Below are 17,431 nucleotides of genomic sequence, written 5' to 3' on the forward strand. Positions count from 1 at the left end.
AAATTTAGCCTTTTTTTAATTCATCATTTATTATATCTTCTACAAAAGGTTGACATAATCCACAACCACTACCAGCATCTGTGGCCTGTTTGACACTCACAAAACGTCTTCTACCATTACGGACTTCTTTTCTAATTCTCCGCTCAGTGACTTGCTTACAATAACAAAGGACACCGTCTTCATCTGCCAGATGTTTTTTCAATAATAAATATCCTTCTCTTTTATCCATTTTTATCACCTTTTTCACTTATATATTGTATAATAAAGTGTGTTGAAATGAAAGCAGTTTAATAAGGAGATTTATAATGAGTAAAAATGCATATGTAACATTTATAATAAGAAATGATTCTTTTTTACCTGGAGCACTAGTATTTGGATACGCTTTAAGATTGCAAAAAACAAAGAATGATTTGGTTTGTATTGTGTCTGAAAATGTTAGTGAAATGGCAAAGAAATCCCTTGGGTTAATATATAATGAAGTAATCACCATACCAGAAGTCTATGTACCACACGACAGGAGACATGAAAGACAGGATCGCCCATTTTTATTCTCTAGATTTAATGCTTTTAGATTAGGAAAAGACGGTGATTTGGGAACTTCCTATGATAAAATAATAATTGCTGATTGTGATATATTACCTCTTCATAATTATGATGAGTTATTTGATTTACCAGCTCCAGCAGGTATTATTAACGAAAAAAAGGAACACTGTATGGTATATGAAAACGGAAAATATATAACACCAGAGAGTGCTCACATAAATAGTACATGGAATTGGCATGAGATATATAAAGACATACCTCATGGAGCAAAAATACCGTTAGAGATTACGGAACGAATCAAAACTGATAAGACCAATCTTGGCGTACATTCATCAATGTGTTTGTATAAACCTACAATGACGTTTTTCAACTCAATAATGGACGACCTTGAAGATGTTAATATCCAAAACGAGATTAGCACTTATAACTGGCCTGAGATGCAATATATGTCCAATAAACTTAGTGGTAAATGGCATAATATGGATTTGAGATATTCATCATTTAATGGGTATCCTGAAATAGAGTATCTTTATGGTACTCACTTTGCCGGATTAAAGCCTTGGAGTATTAAGAACAATAGTATAAAATCATTTGGTAAGTTTGACGATTATAAACTTTGGTATCATACATATGTAAAAATGTGTGATGAGGTCGAAGGTTTATTAGAACATAGGAAACTAGGAAGATTGTATAACTTTATAGCAAAAATGCTTGAAGATGAGAAGTATCAATTCTACAAGACATATGTTCCACATTTATCACATTTTTTCGATTAAAAAAATAGCCTATATAATAGGCTTTTTTTTATAATCGATTAATTACCTTGACAGATAGAGTAATTTTTGATAAATTATTATGTGTGATAGAGTAATTGGAAGGATTGATAAAATGAGAAGAACATCACTTGGAGAATTAATTGCTAACGCGGTTTCTCATGGAGTAGGTATACTACTTGCAATTGCAGGTTTGGTAACCTTACTAGTACTTTCAGACACAACAGTAGAGGTTTACGCTAGCTTGATTTATGGTATTTCATTAGTAATTTTATATACCTCTAGCACTCTACTACATTCGTTCCCAGAGAAGATGAAACGTGTATTTACAGTGTTTCAGAGGTTGGATCACTCAAGTATATTCTTGTTAATTAGTGGTACCTATACACCGTTTCTTATTGTCTTAATCGGAACAAAAGAGGCTTACTATTTATTCGCATTCCTTTGGACGTTAACCATTATTGGTATTGTATTTAAGTCCATTTGGATATCGAAGTTTCAGGGAATCCATATCGTCATCTATTTGGTGATGGGTTGGAGTATAATGTTTATTTATGATCAGGCGTTTTCACTTATGGGTGATGCCTTGATTCTATTAATCATTGGAGGGTTATGTTATACACTAGGAGTTATATTCTATATATCTAAGTTCAAATATCAACATTTTGTTTGGCATTTATTTGTTTTAGCTGGAAGTGTATGTCACTTTGTAAGTGTGATTCTAATCTATTAACGGAGGAGTATTTATGAAAAAATACGCAATAGTTACAGACAGTACAACCTATTTTACAAAAGAACAGTTTGAAGAGTTTGGGATTAAAAGTGCAAGTTTAAACATTATTAAGGGTGAAGAAACATTTAAAGAAAATGATGTAGATAACCCATTTGTTCACAAATTACTTAAAGATGGATTTAGATTAACTACATCGCAACCAGCACCAGGAGAGTATCTTGATATCTATGAGGAACTTCTTAAAGAAGGATACGAGAAAATATTTGTTATGGTAATCTCTGAGAAATTAAGCGGTACATACCAATCAGCAAAACTAGCAATCAATATGTTAGATAACCCAGAGAAAGTTCATTTATTTAATAGTAATATGGCTGCATTTGGGAATGAGATGTTAATTCTGAGACTTATGGAATTTATAGATCAAGGATTATCTTTTGAGGATATCGTATCTTCGGTGGAAAATTTATTTCCATCAACTGGGTTATTCTTCTCTATCGAGAATTTGACTGCAATCATGAGAAGTGGTAGACTTAGTAAAGCAAAAGCTTTAGTTGGTAGTGTTTTAAAAGTTAAACCAATTATTCAAATGGTAGATGGTAAATTAGATCTTTACAAAGCAGCTAGAACTCATAAAAAAGTACTTGCAGCAATGTTACAAGATATGCAGAAAAAAATTATGGACTATAAACAACTGTACGTTAGAGTATGTAGTTTTAACAGTCCTGAAGCAGCAGCGGATTTAAAACAAAGTATCGAAGAAACATTTAAAGATATAAAAATAACATATAGTGATTATATAGGACCAGTATTCAATGTTCACCTTGGTGAAAAAGGATATGGACTATCATGGATGTTTGAATAGGAGATAGCTATGGGAAAGATTAAAATTATTTTTGACAGTACAGTTTATATTGATGGGGAAGTATTAAAGAAACACAACGTAGGAGTGGCTTCACTAAACGTTATTGAAGGAGATAACTCGTACAAAGAATCAGAAGTTGAAGTCCCATTTATTTTTAGCGAACAAGATAAAGGTAAATCATGGACAACGTCTCAACCTGCACCTGGTGAATTTTTAAATCTATATGAAGATGCTTTGAAAGAAGGATATGATAAAATATTTGTTCTTGGACTAAGTAGAAACATATCAGGGACATACCAAAGTGCTTTATTAGCAAAAAATATGTTAAAAAATCCAGAATCAGTTTATCTGTTTGATACAATGCTTTGTGCTTATGGGACAGAAATGATTGGTGTTGAGTTATTAGAGTTGGTGAACAACAAGTTGCCTGAAGAAGAGATTATAAGTAGAATTAATACGTTAATCGCAAATTCACAGCAAATGTTCACAGTTGAAAACTTATTCGCGCTTGTAAAAGGTGGAAGACTAACATTGGCAAAAGCGGCAATTGGAACTGTGTTAAGATTAAAACCAGTTATAAGAGTTGTTGATGGAAAACTTAAGAATGTTCATAGTGAAAGAACGTACAAGAAACTTCATAGATACTTTATCAATGAAATGAAGAAGACAACAGAAGGACATAAAAAATTATACGTTTATATAACTAGCCATTTCTCAGATGATAGCAGTGAAGCAGTTAAAGCATTAATAGAAACTGAATTTCCCAATGCTAAAATCACATATACAAAATATCTTGGACCAGTATTTAGTATTCATGTTGGTAGAAAAGGATATGGAATTAGCTGGTGTTACGAATAAAAAAAAAGACCAAATTTGGTCTTTTTATTTTAGTAATTTTAGCCCGTACAATATTTTTCCAATTGTAGGGGTTTTTACTTTGATTACTTCGTAAGGGCACATTTCCTGACAACAATAGCATCTTATGCATTTTTTATAGTCATAAACGGGAGGTTTGGTTTTATCTCCGTTTTTAAATGTTAAAGCTTTATCCTCTAAAGGACAAACTTCAACACAAATCCCACATTTTTTACATATATCCTCTATAATATATGGTTTTCTTATTACTGATTTTAAGAATGATAATTTCATACTATCCTCTTTTTTAAGTTCTACTCTCTCAATGTTGAATTCCTTATTCACAAGAGGTTCAATATCTTCTCCAATGATTTCGATATTTTCGTAACTACCTAGTCCATACATTTGTCCGAAAGTTATAGTTGGAATCAGCATAGGACTAATATCTATTAACTTACAGAATACTGTATCTAAGGCAACTGGATCTGTTGAGATAAGTAATACATTCATTGGTACTGGATCACCATTTCTAGGTCCATTACCTTCCATTGCGATGATTCCATCCATAATATGTAAATCCACTTTAAGATAGTTGTTTAAATCTATAATCATTTCAGCAAAGTTGAATGCGTTAGTAAACCTACTATGCATTGCTCCTTTGTTATATCCAATAACTGCACCAAAAGGATTCTTGATAGCACCTGTAATTCTTTGTAGAGCATGTGCTTTCATTTTTGGTAGGTTTATAATTGCATCAGCTTCTAATATTCCATTGGCGATATCAAACTGCTTACAAACAGTTCCATTTGGGAATGATTCTTTTTTACCATTCACAAAATCTGCAATTGGAATATCGTATTTATTGGCTACTTCTAAGATTCCAGTCTTTTGTGCAACTTTTTCTGGATTACCAAATCCAGGACTGTCTCCAAATGTAGTATTATATTCGTTTTCCTTCATTATTCTAGCAACTGCTTCAAATACAGCTGGATGTGTAGTGGCTGCCTTTTCTTTTGCGGATGCTACTAACATGTTTGGTTTTAATAATGTCTTCTTTTGTTTCGGAATTATAGATTCAATACCACCTAATTGATCTAACCCCCATTTTAATTTCTGATAGATTTTCTCTGGATCATATTCATTACACTGTAAAACTACTACCTTGCTCATAAAAACACCACCTTGACAAAATTATATCAAAAAATCACTCAATAAAAAATATGTTTTATAATATAATGTTTTTATAGGTGATATTATGACAATTATAAGAAGAATAGAGAAACTGTTGGAGAATAAGAATAACATAGTTATAGCAATCGATGGACAAAGCGGTAGTGGGAAATCTACACTTGGTCAGAAACTAGCAGATTATTTCAATGGGCTACTAATCCATATGGACGATTATTTCTTAGCCCCTGCGATGAAAACGAATGCTCGTTTATCTCAAAGTGGTGGAAATGTACATCATGAGAGATTAAAAGAGGAACTATTTAAGAATCTATCTAACGCTACATTTAATTTAAGAAAATTCAACTGTATGACAAATATATTAGAAGATTCAATAGTATGTAGCAATAATAAGGTGATTATAGTAGAAGGTGTGTATTCATTTCATAGGAATCTGCGTGATTTTTACGATCTTAAAATTTTACTCACAATACCAACAGATGTTCAGTTAAACAGAATCAAAGAACGATCTGGTGAATTTATGTTAAACCGCTTTATTAAAGAGTGGATACCTTTAGAAAACCACTATTTCAAAGAGGAGAACATTGAAAAGATAGCCGACATAATTCTTGAAAATTGATGGTTTATTTACATTGTTTTATGGTATAATATTAACACTTGAGAGGTGAACAATATGATGTTTTTTGATTTTGCGAATCCTTATTTGATTTATGCATTTTTTGTATTGCTAACTGCTTTTGCGATTCATGTTATATTTACAAAACAAGTTTTCGTTAGAAAACATATGAAGACAATACTTATTGTTGCTACTTTTTTATTGTTATGGACACAGTATGTGAGATATTTTGATGTTTTGATTTTTAAATCTAAGTTCGAAATTGGTGCACATTTACCATTCTATATTTGTAGAGTTAGTGCTGTTGTTTTGTTATATTATACAATTACTCAAGACAAACGAGTAGAGGGCTTCCTGTTTTACTGGGGTGCATTAGGATTAGCAGGTATAATATATCCAAATGGTCCGATTAATAATATTGAGAATTTAACAGAAACATTCTACATAGATCATTTTCTGTTAACGTTGATTCCATTTTTTATTATCGTTTACAAAGGGTACAGACCAACAATTAAAGGTTTGTTCGCTATTGTAGGAGTGATGTTTGTTATGCTTTTTGCATTTGTTCCATTAAATGCATTATGGAATTCGGATTATTTCTATTTAGCAAATCAAAGCATTTTTGGGGAGCTATTCCCAGACAGTACAGTCGTTGTATTTATACTAGTACATTGCTTAGCTGCAACAATATTCTTTTATTGGTATTATAGAATGTTTAAAAATTTTGACTTAAAGGTAAGTGAATAAAATGAGAATAGGATTATTTACTGATGCATATCATCCAATTGTTTCAGGTGTCAGTGTATCGTTAGAAATACTTAAAAGAGAATTAGAGAAATTAGGACATGTAGTTTTTATATTCACCCATGAGCATCCTATGCAAACGGAAGATCCATCTATTATTAGATGCAAAGGGAAAACTCTTCCAATGAAGAGTATGAAAGAATATAAAGTATCAAAAGTTACAAATAAAAACATTAATCGTGTTTTAAGTTTTAACCTTGATATTATCCACTGTCATACCGAGTTTTCGATTGGAAGACTTGGAAGAAAAGCAGCTCGTAGAGCAGGTATTCCTGTTGTTCACACGTATCACACAATGTATGAAGATTATTGTCACCATATAACAAAAACATTTGCAAGACCTTTAAGGTTTATTTCAAAGATATATTCAAAAAGATTTGCCAATAGTGCTGATCAAGTTATTTTTCCAACGATTAAAGTGAAGAGAACATTTGATCGTTATGGATTCGAGAAGCATTCAGAGATTATTCCAACTGGTATATACTTAGACAGGTTTAGAAGAATTAACTTTAAGGAATCTGAAATCCTGGACTTAAAAATTAGTGTAGGGTTGTCAAAAGACGACTTTGTATGGTTATTCTTAGGTAGATTATCAAGAGAGAAAAATATTGAATCAATGATAAAAGAGTTCAGTAAATTGAATTTACCTAAAAATAATAAGCTACTTATTGTTGGAGGCGGACCTGATATAGAGTTATTCAAGAAGTTAGTTATCAAGCTTGGATTAACTGAAAAGGTGTTATTTACTGGTATGATAAAACCTAATCTTGTACCTATTTACTATCATTTGGCAAACTTGTTCATTAACTTTAGTGATACAGAAACACAAGGGTTAACCTTCATAGAAGCTCTAGCTGCTGGTTTACCTGTAATTGCAAAGTATGATGATAACTTAGAAGGTGTAATTATAGATCATTATAACGGTTTAACATTTAATGAAGTCTCTGAGTTTAGAGATACATTCTATGAGTTAACCGAAAACAAAGTTAAATTTGATGAAATTACTAATAATGCCTCAAAAGCTATTGAGCAATTTAGTGCGCAAAACTTTGCTTTGAATATTGAAAGAGTATATAAAAACACATTAGAAAAGGCTAACTAAGTTAGCCTTTTTATTTATTCATCATCTTCTTTGAAGTAATCATTTTGTAGAATTGAAACATTATTGAAGTATTCAATCATGAAATCTTCTTTTAATTTCAATAAATACAAATCGTCTACATTTCCAGAATATATCTCATATTCTTCACTAATAGAATGATATTTAAATCCTTCTGAAACAAAACTTAAATCTGCGAATCGGACTACGTTTTGTGTGTTCGATAATGCGTCATGTCCAAACACTTTACTATAATCCAAATCTAGATTAAATAAATTTGCTAATGTTGGCATAATATCGATACTACTCATAAATGCTTCTTTGTTATTATCAAATATCGTTATGGCAGGATCATTATTGACAACTATAAATGGTACGTTATGTAAATCCATATCGTCATTGTCTTCTTTGATATCATCATAATCCCAAATTACATTATCATCAATTCCATATGCATAGTGATCTCCGAAGATAACAATTACTGTGTCTTCTAGTCTACCGGCATTTTCTAACTCAGTTAGCAAATGTCCAAGAGCTAGGTCTAGTTCGATGTTTGCAGCTAAATACCAGAACATTTCATTGTCTAATGTGATTCCATTGTCAATTTCGTATTGTCTAACTGTGTCTTCATGTTGTGAACCTATTTCATGTCCAGATGTATAATTTAGATGACCTGATACTGTTAACATATTTACAAAGAATTGTTCTTCTTCAATAAAGTAAGGTATCGCTTTTTCCATCATTTCTAAATCACTTTGCCAAGCATGATTATTAACGATCCCAGTTGGTTCTTCAGCAAACATTCCTAAGTCAACACCACCAAAGTAGTAGTTATAACCTAATGTTTCTTCATGAAATTTTGTTCTAGGATAGAAGTAATCGGTATAATTATGGAAACTAAATGTTTCATATCCAAGTTCTTCGAACATCTTAGGCATTGTATATGGGAAAGCATTATCCATATAAGCACTCATGCTTAGTGTAACGTTCTTGTCAGGGTAGTATGAAGTCTGTACTTGGAATTCAGTATCAGCTGTTGATCTATAGTGTAATGGAGAATAGTAGTTTTCAAAATATGAATGATTCTCCATCATATTGTATAAGTTTGGTGTTAAAGTTTCGTTGATTGCAAAAGTATCTAAACTTTCAGCGGTAATAAGTATTAAGTTTTTACCTTCAAACTGATCTGTATATGCATTGTTTTGATGTTTTGTTCTACTTTCAAAGAATGCGTTGATTAAATCTTCTCTTTGATCCTCTGTTAGAGGATCGTTATCTAATTTAAATATATTGAAGAAATCCCTTTGCGAGTACGTCAACAGTCCGAATTTTTTAATTGCTGCTTGAGAATCATATAGGTTAGTGAAGATATCCATTTCACTATATGATAATTCTATTTCCGGATGTGGTGGAACTTCATTTATAGTATTAATACTTATAAAATATGTAAATATAAATGCCGTTAAGAAGTAAAGAGGCATTTTCAAGTTCTTGTATGATATATCAAAACTAATCATTTTATATTTGCTTAATCCAATTGTTATAATGATTGGTAACAAGTACAATAATTGTCCAAAATTCATAGATCGTAAGTACTTACTTAGGAACGACCATCCAAGTCCTATATCTGATGCTGTGCTTATTGTTAAAAAAATACCTTTAAAGAATGAAAAATATAATTCTTGATTCACATATAAGAATGTAACAAATGATAAAATAACATATGTTAATATCTTCATAGTCTTAGGACTAAAGAATTTCAAGAAGAACATTATCAAAACAGTATAAGATAATGTAAATAATAGTATTCTAAATACAGCCATCTCTGAATTGATGGTTAGTATTCTAATTTTGAAGATTAATTCAAAATATGTAATTGTAAATAAAAAGATTGAAAATAATAATAATGAGTTTCTTAAATTTTTGTTCATAAGTCCACACCTCTACTCAAATTATTATACTACAACAATTTATTTAATCAAACAAAGCATAAATAAAAATAAATAAAAAAATAATAAGCAAAACAATGAGATTTATGGTATTTTTAACTTGACAATTGATACTCAAAAGAATAGAATAATATTAGTCTCTTTTTAAGAGAAGCATTTGGCGATTGTGGTGAAGTGGTTAACACACCGGCTTGTGGCGCCGGCATTCGTGGGTTCGATTCCCATCAGTCGCCCCATAATGGGCTATGGCCAAGTGGTTAAGGCATCGGACTTTGACTCCGTGACCGAAGGTTCGACTCCTTCTAGCCCAGCCATTATGTGCGGGTGTGGCGGAACTGGCAGACGCGCTAGATTTAGGCTCTAGTTCTTCGGAGTGCAGGTTCAACTCCTGTCACCCGCACCATGATAAAATAAAAAGGCATAATTTATTATGCTTTTTTTATGCTTTTTTTAAGTATTATAGCCCTCCAAATCATTTAAATACAATCCATCGCATTTTTTTGATATAATATAGAAAAGAATATTTGGAGGTTTTGATATGTTTAAATTGTTCAAGAAGAAAAAAAGTAATAAGTCAGAAGTTGTAGAAGCGAAAACCGAAGTAGCAAAAGAACCAGTAGCAAAAGAACTAGTAGTAGAAGAACCTGTGGAAAAGGAAGTTGAAAAGAAAAGAAGAGCTTCAAACCATATTACAAAACATCCACAAGGTGGATGGCAAATTAAGAAATCTGGATCTGATAGAGCGTTAAAGAGATTCAAGACTCAAAAGGATGCAATTGAGTTTGCTAAAGGATTAGAAGATACTACCAGAACAGGATATATCATTCATAAAGCGGATGGGAAGACTAGAAAAAAGACTTATTAGTTTGATGTGCAAACCAATAGTTATTGATTTAAAATCACATAAAAAGTATAATATATTATGTTAAAGACACTTCAAGATAATATCGGGCAATAAAGTGTCGTAAAGCAATGTATATTGCTTTTTTATGTATTATAGGTAAATACTACAAGAGAGGTGAAGAAAATGGCTGATAAGCAAGTTTTAGAACGAATTGCTTACACTGATGAGTTAACGGGTTTAAAGAACAAAAATGGGTTACTAGATGATTTCGCTGATTCAAACCTTGAAAATCAACACTTCATATATGTTGATATAGATGAATTCAAGAAAATGAATGCTGTATTTGGAATTGATGCGGTTGATAGATTATTAATAATCATATCGAACACTTTACAGGATTATTGTGGTATGTCTACAGTTTACAGAGTAGGAGCAGGACAATTTGTCCTTGTTACGGAGAGTCATATTATATGTGAACCAAGTGAGTTGCAGCGTTTACTAAGACAACCAATCGTTTTGGATGATTTGCAGATAATGGTAAATGCGAGTATCTGTGTTTTAGATCATGATGATTTTCCAAAATCAACGCTAAAGGGTGTTATTAAGTTAATGCAATTAACGCTAGATATTGAAAAGAGAAATGGTAAAAACGTACTTGTTTTCGCAAGTAATAAATCAAGAGAGTTATATGTTGAGAAAAGAGATATCGCACTCAGTTTATTTAGTGGAGTTCAAAATAATGAATTCTTTCCTAAGTTCATACCTTTCGTTGATACGTACACCAATGAGATTATTGGTTACGAGACTGTTTCAAGATGGAATCTGAATGGTAAGATGTTGAAGCCACATTGTTACCTAGAAGCTGCAGAGTGGACAGGTTTGGTTTATGACATTGAAATGAAAATGTTTGAAGAGGGAGTTAAGTTCCTCAAAGAGTTAAGAGGAAACAAAGCGGTTAGTTCAAATAAATCGATTGATTTATTCAAAAGATTTAAAGTAGGTGTACACTTTAGTGCACATACGTTAAAAAGAGTAGAAATTTCTGATTTGGTTAAGATACTTGCTCACTATGGTGTTTCGCAAAAAGATATCATTATTCAAACACAAGAGAAATTCATTGTGGATAAAGAAGCATACGATAAAATAAAAGAATTCCATGGGCAAAGATTTATGGTTGGACTAGATGATTATGCAAATAGTTCAGCGAGTTTATCTTTCTTAGCGGATTTAAAAGTAGATATCATTAAGCTTAGTGAAGAGTTATTGAATAAGATTGATGACAATCAAGAGTATACAAGAATGATGAATGTTTATAAGTTCATTGTTGATATTGCTAAGAAATTCAATATTACTGTTGTATCAGATGGAGTTAATTCATCTGAAAACGCAAGATTAATTCGCGAATTAGATGTTCACATTGGCTTGGGTAATTTCTATACAAGAGCAATCCAAAAAGAAGAATTTATTGATTACGCTGTAAACAATAGAAAAAAGAGGTTTAAATAGAAATGAATATTCTATTAAGTACAGCCTCAGGTGAACAAGCAATGTCGTTAATTGAATCATTCTACACAAATCACATCTTTATGCTTGGACTAATGATTGTTATGGCAATCATTGGTGGAAAACTAATTGAAAAACTTAATTTCCCTAAAGTAACTGGATATATCTTAATGGGGATTTTAATAGGACCAAGTTTTTGGGGAATAGTACTAAGTAATGTACAATACTTACTACCTGGAGAAAATCACATTGTATTTGATGGATTAATATCAACTGAAATGATGCATGCTTTCAAAATTATTAGACAAGTTGCAATCGGATTTATTGGGTATACAATCGGTCTGGAATTAAAGTTATCGAAGTTAAAGAAAACTGGAAAACAAGTAACAGTAATTACTTTAGCACAAGCATTTGTAACGGCATTTTTAGTTGGTGGAAGTGTATTTGTCTTCTTATTGATTACCAAAAACCCACATGCATTGACATATGGATTGATACTTGGTGCAATAGCGACAGCTACTGCTCCAGCACCTATTGTTGCTGTTGTAAAGAATTATAGAACTAAAGGTCCAGTAACAGATGTATTACTACCTTTAGTAGCTTTAGATGATGCAATTGGAATAATGTTATTTGCTACAATGTTATCACTAGGTACTACATTACTTGGAGTTTCTGGAGAAGCATTATCAGTCCTACATATCATTTGGGAACCGGTAAAAGAGATTGTACTTAGTTTAGGACTAGGGGCGATTATTGGTATCGTGTTATCTAAAATAGTTAGAAAATTTAATAGAGATAACGATTCTATGTTATTGATGATGATAATTTCTGCTGTATTTTTAGGAATTGGTCTTGGACAAGTAATTCATGCCTCGGCAATTTTATTACCTATGACTATTGGTGTAGTACTTACAAACACAATTGATGAATCATTTGAACATAGACTAACAAGAACAACAGATTTATTTTCAGCGCCTATCATGTTGTCATTCTTCATGATTGCTGGTCTAGAATTAGATTTAACTAAAATACCAATCATTGGTGTGCTAGGTATTATTTATATCGTAGTACGTGTAGTTGGTAAAGTTGGAGGATCATACGTCTCTGCTAAAGCTGTAAAAGCACCACCTACAGTTATCAAGTACTTAGGTTGGACTTTGATTCCACAAGCGGGTGTTGCAATTGATATGGCAATAACAGCTAATCAAAGATTTAGTAACTTAGCTGGATTCGCTGATATTGGGAAAAACATTATGGCTATTGTTTTAGCCGCAACTGTCTTCTATGAAGTAGTTGGATTGGTTATTGTTAAGAACGCTCTTAATAAAGCCGGTGAAATTGATGCTGCCGATACGGGTTGGCAAGGATAATATAAAAAAAGAAGCTAATTTAGCTTCTTTTCTTTTTATAGTTCACCTAGAACAAGTTCAGCATGACCTTTTGCCTTTACATTTCTGTATTCTTTGGTTATGTTACCATCTTCATCAAGAATGAACGTAGATCTTACAATCCCTAAATATGTTTTACCATACATCCTCTTCTCTTTTAAGACATCAAATGCTTTTACTAACTCTTCATCTTTGTCACTTAATAGTAATAAATCTAAATCTTGTTTCGTAATGAAGTTCAAATGAGATTTAACACTATCTCTACTAACTCCAATAATTTTATAACCTTTTTCTAGAAAATCATTTTTTAGTGATGTAAAAGTTTTAGATTCTAAAGTACAACCAGATGTATTATCTTTCGGGTAAAAATATAGAACTATTTTTTGCCCTTTAAAATCGGTAATTGAATAAGTATTATTATCACTTGCATCAAGTTTTATCGTTTTGTAGTTCATCTCTTTTTTCCTTTCTTGTTTTTGGAACTGGATCAAATCCACCTTTACTAAGGGGATTACATCTTAATATTCTCCAAACTGATAAGAGGCTAGCATATAGGAAATTATGTTTTTGATATGCACTTTGAGCATATGTAGAACATGATGGATGGTATCTACAAGTTGGATTCGTACTTTTTGTTCTTTGCTTATACAATCCAATTAATTTCAACATTAGTTTGTTCATTCTCTCACCTCTTCATTGAAATTTTAACACTTATATTATAAAGCTTCAAGAAATGTGTTTTTTTGTTAGACAAATAGATTCTTTTTCTTTATAATACCTTGTGTGGTGATAGTATGATAAACAAACAATATATAGAAGCGTTTTATGACTATTTTGATGAAATAGCAGAGATCCTTTTTAATAGTTATCAAAAAAGTTATTTAGAGGCAATGAACGAAGCCTTTAACTTTTTGTTAGATGATTCTTTAGAGGACAACTACAGTGATGAAGACATCGCTGAGTTTTATAAGAAAAAAGAAAAAATAATTCAAATTGAGTTTTCTGGTGAAGATGTTAGAAAAGCTGTACAAATTGGTTTATTAAAAGGATATAAGCATACATATAGTTCTAATGCATTGATAACTCCTGATACCATTGGTATTTTTATGAGTTACCTTGTTAAGAAATTATATGCAAACAAGGTACTTGAAACAGTACTGGATCCATTGATTGGAACTGGGAACCTTGTTTATACAATCGGAAATCATATTGATCAAAAGATAAAAGTCTTCGGTGTGGATAACGATATTATAAAATGTAATCTAGCTAGAAACCTTGGAGATTTAATCAATACAGAGAATGAAATTTTCTTTCAAGATACATTGAAGTACTATGATAATGGATTTGATTTGATTGTTATGGATATGCCGATTCTAGAACAAAAGGAACCGTATTTACCTTATCAAGTAATCAACCATCACCTAGTATCTTTAAAAGATGACGGATATTTACTTGCTGTAATTGATAATGATTTCTTTGAACAAGTTGGTAGTGACGTATTTAGAAAAGAGATTTCAGAAGTAGGACACATATTTGGACTAATAAAATTACCTGATAGTATGTTTAAGGCAAACCCTAAAAGTATATTAATTATTCGTAAAAAAGGGGAAAAGGAAATCGAGATTAAAGATTTCTTATTGGTAGACTTACCATCATTCAATGATATGGAAAATTTTAACAACACTGTGAATCAAATTGATCTTTGGTTTAGTGAAAGAGAGGAAATACTGTAATGAAAATAATGGCTGTAAACGCAGGAAGTTCATCATTAAAATTCCAACTTCTAGAAATGCCTTCTGAGGCTTTGTTAGTTAGTGGAGTAGTAGAAAGAATAGGGTTAGAAGACTCGATATTCACTATTAAGTTCAACGGTAAGAAGGATAAAGAAGTTACAAATATCATTAACCACAATCAAGCTGTTGATATGCTTCTTAGCAAATTGATTAAACTAAACATCTTATCTTCATTAGATGAAATTGAAGGTGTTGGACACCGTGTTGTACATGGTGGAGAGAAGTTTAGCGATAGTGTAATCATTACTGATGAAGTTATAAATGCAATTGAAGATGTAAGTGATTTGGCACCATTACATAATCCAGCGAACTTAACTGGTATCACTGCATTTAGCAATGCGTTACCAAATGTGAATGGAGTAGCGGTTTTTGATACAGCATTTCACCAAACTATGGATCAAGTAGCTTACTTATACAGTGTTCCATATGAGTGGTATACAAATTATGGTGTGCGTAAGTACGGATTCCATGGTACGAGTCATAAATATGTTAGCTTAAGAGCAGCTGCAATGCTTGATAAGCCTGTTAAAGATACAAAAGTAATTGTTTGTCATATTGGTAATGGTGCAAGTTTATGTGCTGTTGATGGTGGACGTAGTATTGATACATCAATGGGATTCACACCACTTGCAGGAATTGCAATGGGAACAAGATCTGGTGATATAGATCCAGCAATCGTTCAGTACATATCTCAAAAAGAAGGTAAAACACTTGATGAAGTAGTTAGTGTTTTGAATAAAAAATCAGGATACATAGGATTAAGCGGATTATCTAGCGATAGCAGAGATTTATGGGAAGCTGCAAACGCTGGAGAAGCGCGTTCTATTTTAGCTGTTGAGAAACAAGGTAAAATGATAGCGGATTACATTGGTGCATATTATTTAGCACTAGGTGGATGCGACGCAATTTGCTTTACAGCAGGTATTGGAGAAAATGCAGGAGAAACAAGAAAACTAGTAGCAGACAGATTATCAGCGCTTGGAATATTCTTAGATGAAGATAAGAATAGTACACGTGGAGAAGAAACTGTAATATCTACAAAAGAATCAAAAGTAAAATTATTACTAATTCCTACAAATGAAGAAGTAATGATCGCAAGAGATACTGTTAGATTGATTAAATAAAAGTAAAAGACAATTTTTATAAGTACTATCTTTATACAAAGGAGGTAGTATATGAAAAAAATTGTCTTTTTTATTTTAATGTTATTCGCAACACCTATCAATATCTCCGCAAACCCTGTTATCGAAGAATGTGGGAGTGGAGAAATAGAGATAGATTACAAATCAACAAAGGGCGCAACTGTGGTAAAGAGAGGAAACAACCCGTTTCTAGTACACTTGGAACATGAAAATGGTAGTTACTATGTAAATGGTGTTATTTGCGATAGTGATACGTATGTTATTTATGGATATTCTCATTTTAATAACAGTGATACATTTTATGATCCATTGTTGATTGTGTTAAATGACAAAGGAGAACAACTACACATTATTCATGATGATTATGGAGAACTAGAAGAAATAGTAGATGTGGTATGGTTTGATAATGTGTTCGCAGTTGTTACAGAACAACATTCATTTGTCGAGGACCCTGAATTCCTGAACACTTATGTTACTTTATATGACAATGATTTTAATATGTTAGAGGAATTTATCTTTATGGAGGAATTCACCGAAGTTTTAGTAAAAGAGTCTTTATTAGTCATAAACTATGATTCAGACTCTGAATATGATATAGGTATTAAATCAAACGGTGAAGAAGTATCGATTGAGCAAATCTTTGATTTTGATTCAAATTACTACGATGAAATATATATACCATACATAAATACAGCGTATATTAATAATGAACCACACATCAACGGTATTAGACTTTCTTATCCAGGTGTTTATGATTTAGACTATAATAATCAACTTTATAATTTCAGTCTACACCCAATTATTACTGGAGTGTCTGATAAAGAGCTATATACTGAACCTATCTTTATCAACGTATCGGGTGGTAATGTTCTACTTAACGGGGAATTATATGTAAATGATACAGAAGTGAATGAACCGGGAAACTATAGATTAGAAATAATTGGCAACAATAATTATTCACAGGTAATTGAGTTTACAATAAAGGCTGATATTGATGGTGTTATAAATGGACATATATATTCTGAAGAAATGCTTATAACATTTACAGGGACTGGATACTTAAATAGTAACCAAGTAACTTCCCCTTTAATCATTGAAAAAGAAGGAGAATATGTATTTCGCGTAATTGGAACAGAAGGGTACAGTGAGGAATATACATTTGAAGTCAGTAAAGAGGATAATTTCGACCTAGTTAACTTCATTCAAAAGATCGATGTTTACATAGTTGTTGGAGTATTAATCGCAGGTATCATAATAATAAAGAAAAGTAAGTAGTAATTGCTTTTCTTTTTATGTTTGAAATACAATCTATGATATAATTTTAAAGAGGTGATACATC

The 17,431-nt window shown here is 31.7% G+C and carries 18 protein-coding genes and 3 tRNA genes; 16 read left to right on the forward strand and 5 right to left on the reverse strand.

Features of this window, described 5'->3' with window-relative positions; translation table 11 throughout:
• Positions 1-4: 4 nt before the first annotated feature.
• A complete protein-coding gene (locus AC2LE6_RS01090) occupies positions 5-229 on the reverse strand; it encodes a (2Fe-2S)-binding protein (RefSeq protein ID WP_484477387.1) in 225 nt (74 codons plus the stop codon).
• A 76-nt stretch (positions 230-305) separates the two neighbouring features.
• Between AC2LE6_RS01090 and AC2LE6_RS01095 the strand changes: the two genes are divergently transcribed.
• The 4 genes from AC2LE6_RS01095 to AC2LE6_RS01110 all read left to right on the forward strand — a co-directional run bounded on the left by AC2LE6_RS01095 (position 306) and on the right by AC2LE6_RS01110 (position 3,769).
• Positions 306-1,319, forward strand: coding sequence for a glycosyltransferase family protein (locus AC2LE6_RS01095; protein WP_484477388.1), 1,014 nt, complete (start codon positions 306-308; stop codon positions 1,317-1,319).
• A gap of 112 nt (positions 1,320-1,431) precedes the next feature.
• Positions 1,432-2,049 (forward strand): PAQR family membrane homeostasis protein TrhA, encoded by a 618-nt coding sequence (trhA, locus tag AC2LE6_RS01100; RefSeq protein WP_484477389.1) that lies wholly within the window; start codon positions 1,432-1,434, stop codon positions 2,047-2,049.
• A gap of 13 nt (positions 2,050-2,062) precedes the next feature.
• Positions 2,063-2,911 (forward strand): DegV family protein, encoded by an 849-nt coding sequence (locus tag AC2LE6_RS01105; protein ID WP_484477390.1) that lies wholly within the window; start codon positions 2,063-2,065, stop codon positions 2,909-2,911.
• A gap of 9 nt (positions 2,912-2,920) precedes the next feature.
• Entirely contained in the window at positions 2,921-3,769 is an 849-nt protein-coding gene (locus AC2LE6_RS01110) for a DegV family protein (RefSeq protein WP_484477391.1), read from the forward strand.
• Positions 3,770-3,793: 24 nt separating this feature from the next.
• Here AC2LE6_RS01110 and AC2LE6_RS01115 read toward each other — a convergent pair whose 3' ends face one another.
• On the reverse strand, positions 3,794-4,936 hold the full coding sequence (locus AC2LE6_RS01115; protein ID WP_484477392.1) for a DUF362 domain-containing protein: 1,143 nt from the start codon (positions 4,934-4,936) through the stop codon (positions 3,794-3,796).
• An 85-nt stretch (positions 4,937-5,021) separates the two neighbouring features.
• On the opposite strand from AC2LE6_RS01115, the gene AC2LE6_RS01120 reads away from it, so the two are divergent.
• The 3 genes from AC2LE6_RS01120 to AC2LE6_RS01130 are packed head-to-tail and all read left to right on the forward strand — an operon-like array spanning position 5,022 to position 7,476.
• The gene (locus tag AC2LE6_RS01120) at positions 5,022-5,573 is read left to right on the forward strand and encodes a uridine kinase family protein (RefSeq protein ID WP_484477393.1); all 552 of its coding nucleotides are present in this window, start codon (positions 5,022-5,024) and stop codon (positions 5,571-5,573) included.
• A gap of 54 nt (positions 5,574-5,627) precedes the next feature.
• Positions 5,628-6,317: a TMEM164 family acyltransferase gene (locus AC2LE6_RS01125; RefSeq protein ID WP_484477394.1), complete on the forward strand. Its 690-nt coding sequence runs from the start codon at positions 5,628-5,630 to the stop codon at positions 6,315-6,317.
• Position 6,318: 1 nt separating this feature from the next.
• The gene (locus tag AC2LE6_RS01130) at positions 6,319-7,476 is read left to right on the forward strand and encodes a glycosyltransferase (RefSeq protein ID WP_484477395.1); all 1,158 of its coding nucleotides are present in this window, start codon (positions 6,319-6,321) and stop codon (positions 7,474-7,476) included.
• Positions 7,477-7,490: 14 nt separating this feature from the next.
• Here AC2LE6_RS01130 and AC2LE6_RS01135 read toward each other — a convergent pair whose 3' ends face one another.
• Positions 7,491-9,404: an LTA synthase family protein gene (locus AC2LE6_RS01135; RefSeq protein WP_484477396.1), complete on the reverse strand. Its 1,914-nt coding sequence runs from the start codon at positions 9,402-9,404 to the stop codon at positions 7,491-7,493.
• 178 nt (positions 9,405-9,582) lie between these two features.
• On the opposite strand from AC2LE6_RS01135, the gene AC2LE6_RS01140 reads away from it, so the two are divergent.
• The 6 genes from AC2LE6_RS01140 (at position 9,583) to AC2LE6_RS01165 (ending at position 13,139) form a co-directional block, all read left to right on the forward strand.
• Positions 9,583-9,658: transfer RNA gene (locus tag AC2LE6_RS01140), tRNA-His, on the forward strand.
• Between the two features lie 3 nt (positions 9,659-9,661).
• Positions 9,662-9,736 (forward strand) — tRNA-Gln (locus AC2LE6_RS01145).
• A 6-nt stretch (positions 9,737-9,742) separates the two neighbouring features.
• A tRNA-Leu gene (locus AC2LE6_RS01150) sits at positions 9,743-9,825 on the forward strand.
• 135 nt (positions 9,826-9,960) lie between these two features.
• Complete coding sequence (locus AC2LE6_RS01155) at positions 9,961-10,287, forward strand: DUF2188 domain-containing protein (protein WP_484477397.1); 327 nt, start codon at positions 9,961-9,963, stop codon at positions 10,285-10,287.
• Positions 10,288-10,449: 162 nt separating this feature from the next.
• Entirely contained in the window at positions 10,450-11,772 is a 1,323-nt protein-coding gene (locus AC2LE6_RS01160; protein ID WP_484477398.1) for an EAL domain-containing protein, read from the forward strand.
• A 2-nt stretch (positions 11,773-11,774) separates the two neighbouring features.
• A complete protein-coding gene (locus tag AC2LE6_RS01165) occupies positions 11,775-13,139 on the forward strand; it encodes a cation:proton antiporter (protein WP_484477399.1) in 1,365 nt (454 codons plus the stop codon).
• Positions 13,140-13,174: 35 nt separating this feature from the next.
• Here AC2LE6_RS01165 and AC2LE6_RS01170 read toward each other — a convergent pair whose 3' ends face one another.
• Positions 13,175-13,612, reverse strand: coding sequence for a peroxiredoxin (locus AC2LE6_RS01170; protein WP_484477400.1), 438 nt, complete (start codon positions 13,610-13,612; stop codon positions 13,175-13,177).
• Positions 13,587-13,838, reverse strand: coding sequence for a membrane protein insertion efficiency factor YidD (gene yidD, locus AC2LE6_RS01175; protein WP_484477401.1), 252 nt, complete (start codon positions 13,836-13,838; stop codon positions 13,587-13,589). Before yidD ends, AC2LE6_RS01170 begins: the two co-directional genes overlap by 26 nt.
• Before the next feature lie 113 nt (positions 13,839-13,951).
• On the opposite strand from yidD, the gene AC2LE6_RS01180 reads away from it, so the two are divergent.
• Genes AC2LE6_RS01180 through AC2LE6_RS01190 form a run of 3 tightly spaced genes read left to right on the forward strand, consistent with a single transcriptional unit; the run spans position 13,952 to position 17,367 of the window.
• Complete coding sequence (locus AC2LE6_RS01180; protein WP_484477402.1) at positions 13,952-14,890, forward strand: class I SAM-dependent methyltransferase; 939 nt, start codon at positions 13,952-13,954, stop codon at positions 14,888-14,890.
• Positions 14,890-16,074 (forward strand): acetate/propionate family kinase, encoded by a 1,185-nt coding sequence (locus tag AC2LE6_RS01185; RefSeq protein ID WP_484477403.1) that lies wholly within the window; start codon positions 14,890-14,892, stop codon positions 16,072-16,074. The genes AC2LE6_RS01180 and AC2LE6_RS01185 overlap by 1 nt, the downstream gene beginning before the upstream one ends.
• A 51-nt stretch (positions 16,075-16,125) precedes the next feature.
• Positions 16,126-17,367, forward strand: coding sequence for a hypothetical protein (locus AC2LE6_RS01190; RefSeq protein ID WP_484477404.1), 1,242 nt, complete (start codon positions 16,126-16,128; stop codon positions 17,365-17,367).
• The last annotated feature ends 64 nt before the right edge of the window (positions 17,368-17,431 follow it).

The organism is Candidatus Izemoplasma sp. (assembly GCF_982632705.1).